A 2,535-nucleotide genomic window follows, 5' to 3' on the forward strand; every position below is an offset into this window, starting at 1 on the left:
CCCACCCGCAGTGACTCCGCCCCGCACCCCACCACCTCGGTCATCATCCGCGGCCCCTCCGCGAGATCGACGACGGCGGCGACGTACGGCGTGCGGGAGCCGAAGGGCGGCAAGTCGTTGCGGTGGACGACGGACCAGGTGTAGAGCGTGGCCCGGCCGCTCGCCGGTTCCCAGGTGACGTCCTCGCTCCAGCAGCGCGGGCAGAACTCGCGGGGGTAGTGGTGGGCGCGCCCGCACGCCCCGCACCGGCGCAGCAGCAGCCGCCCCTCGGCGGCGGCGTCCCAGTACGGCCGCGTAAAGGCGTCGACCTCAGGCAGATCGAACCGCGCTCCGGTCACCACAGCACCCCCACCCGAAGAGGCCCGGCCATCAGAAGAAGCCCACCGCGCTGTCCAGCGACCACGTCTGCCACGACATCGCGAAGAGGGCGACCAGGGAGATCAGCGCCATCATCGCGTTCTGCCCCTGCTCGGCCCAGTCGTGGATCATCAGCACGAGGTAGAGGAGGTTGAGGAGCAGCCCGCCGACAAGGGCGATCGGGGTCAGGAAACCCACGACCAGACCGAGCCCGAGGGCGAGCTCCGCGTACACGACGACGTACGCCATCGTGCGCGGCCGTGGCGCGACCACCACGTCGAAGCCGCTGCGCACCGCGTTCCACCGGTGCTTGGCCGCGACATCCGACGCCCACGCGATCCCGGTCCCGCGCTCGAACCAGCCCTTTTTGTCCTTGTGCCGCCAGCTCTCCAGCCACCACAGCCCGAGGCCGATACGGAGCACGGCGACCCATTCCGCCCCGGTGAGCCAGATCGTGTCCATGAACTCCCCTGCCGCCGAACGGGATCTGACGGTACGTCAGTTCAGCGTACGGACGGCGTACGCGCAAGAGCCGCGTCTCACCAAGCCCCCACAACCAGACGCCCTACGCCACGAGCCCCACGCACTCCTCCTACAGCCGTGATCAATCCGCAACCAATTCCGGGCTTGACCGAGACCCATCAAGTGACTAGATGAATACGCTCTGGCACATGGCCGACTCCACAGCGCCCGCGGACCCCGCGGCACAGCCCCCCGCCGACCGCCCCGTGTACGTCATCGGCGGCGGCCCGGGCGGTCTCGCGGCGGCGCACGCGCTGCGCGCGCAGGGCGTACGCGCCGTCGTGCTCGAAAAGTCCGAGCGCGTCGGGGCGTCCTGGCGACAGCACTACGACCGGCTCCATCTGCACACCACGCGACGGCTGTCCGGGCTGCCGGGGCTGCCGATGCCGCGTTCGTTCGGGCGGTGGGTGTCGCGCGACAACGTGGTGCGGTACCTGGAGAAGTACGCCGAGTACCACCAGCTGGAGATCGTCACGGGTGTCGAGGTCTCCCGCGTGGAGCCCTCCGCCGACGGCAGCGGCTGGCTGCTGCACGCCACCGGCGGGCGCGAGCTGACCGGCAGCGCGGTCGTCGTCGCCACCGGCTACAACCACACACCGCACGTGCCGGACTGGCCCGGCCGGGACGCGTTCAAGGGCGAACTCCTGCACGCGGGCGAGTACCGCAACCCCGGCCCGTACGCCGGACGTGACGTCCTCGTCGTCGGGGTCGGCAACACCGGTGCCGAGATCGCCGTCGACCTCGTCGAGGGCGGCGCCTCGCGCGTACGGCTCTCGGTGCGGACCGCGCCGCACATCGTGCGCCGGTCGACGGCCGGCTGGGCGGCCCAGTTCACCGGCATCCTCTGCCGGCGGCTGCCGGTCGGCCTGGTGGACCGGATGGCCGGGCCGCTGGCCAAGGTCAGCGTGCCGGACCTGTCGGCGCAGGGGCTGCCGCGACCCGACACCGGGCTGTACTCCCGGGTGAACGAGGGGGCCATCCCCGTACAGGACGTCGGCCTGATCGACGCCGTCCGCAAGGGCCGCGTCGAGGTCGTGCCCGCGGTCGACGGCTTCGAGGACGGCAAGGTCGTCCTCGCGGGCGGCGACCGCATCGCCCCGGACGCCGTGATCGCCGCGACCGGCTACCGACGCTCCCTGGAGGGCGTGGTCGGCCACCTCGACGTCCTGGACACCCGGGGCCGCCCGGTCGTACACGGCCCCCGCACCCCCAAGAACGCCCCCGGCCTCTACTTCACCGGCTTCACCAACCCCATCAGCGGCATGTTCCGCGAACTCTCCCTGGACGCCGAAAAGATCGCCAAAGCAATCGCCCGAGACACCGACCGAAGGCTCCCGTCCCGCATCACACACTGACCCGCACCCCTTGAAGGGGGGCGACCTTCAGGTTCAAGGCGCGCGGGGAACGGCGCAGTCCTTTGGCTTTCAGGGGGCGCGGGGAACAGCGCAGTCTTTTGGCTTTCAGGGGGCGCGGGGAACGGCGCAATCTCTTCGCTTTTAAGGGGCGCGGGGAACGGCGCAGTCTTTTGGCTTTTAAGGGGCGCGGGGAACTGCGCGCTCAGCCCAAACCAACCCGCACCGACGCACCCACCTCAAGCACACCCCCTAGGGGCGCGGGGAACTGCGCGACCGCCCCCACCGGCCCGCAGCCAAACCC

General features: G+C 71.0%; 3 protein-coding genes. 1 reads left to right on the top strand and 2 read right to left on the bottom strand.

The genetic code is table 11. From position 1 onward, the window contains the following. Together AOK17_RS46795 and AOK17_RS46800 are read right to left on the bottom strand one after the other, a co-directional pair. Positions 1-338, bottom strand: a 338-nt coding sequence (locus AOK17_RS46795) for a Zn-ribbon domain-containing OB-fold protein (protein ID WP_055618719.1), incomplete at its 3' end; no start/stop codon positions are given. Between the two features lie 31 nt (positions 339-369). Further along, positions 370-819: a hypothetical protein gene (locus AOK17_RS46800; RefSeq protein ID WP_055618720.1), complete on the bottom strand. Its 450-nt coding sequence runs from the start codon at positions 817-819 to the stop codon at positions 370-372. Positions 820-1,028: 209 nt separating this feature from the next. Between AOK17_RS46800 and AOK17_RS46805 the strand changes: the two genes are divergently transcribed. Beyond that, a complete protein-coding gene (locus AOK17_RS46805; RefSeq protein ID WP_055618721.1) occupies positions 1,029-2,234 on the top strand; it encodes a flavin-containing monooxygenase in 1,206 nt (401 codons plus the stop codon). The last annotated feature ends 301 nt before the right edge of the window (positions 2,235-2,535 follow it).

Origin of the sequence: Streptomyces phaeochromogenes, assembly GCF_001418655.1 — a bacterium.
In the GTDB taxonomy this organism is placed as follows: domain Bacteria; phylum Actinomycetota; class Actinomycetes; order Streptomycetales; family Streptomycetaceae; genus Streptomyces; species Streptomyces phaeochromogenes.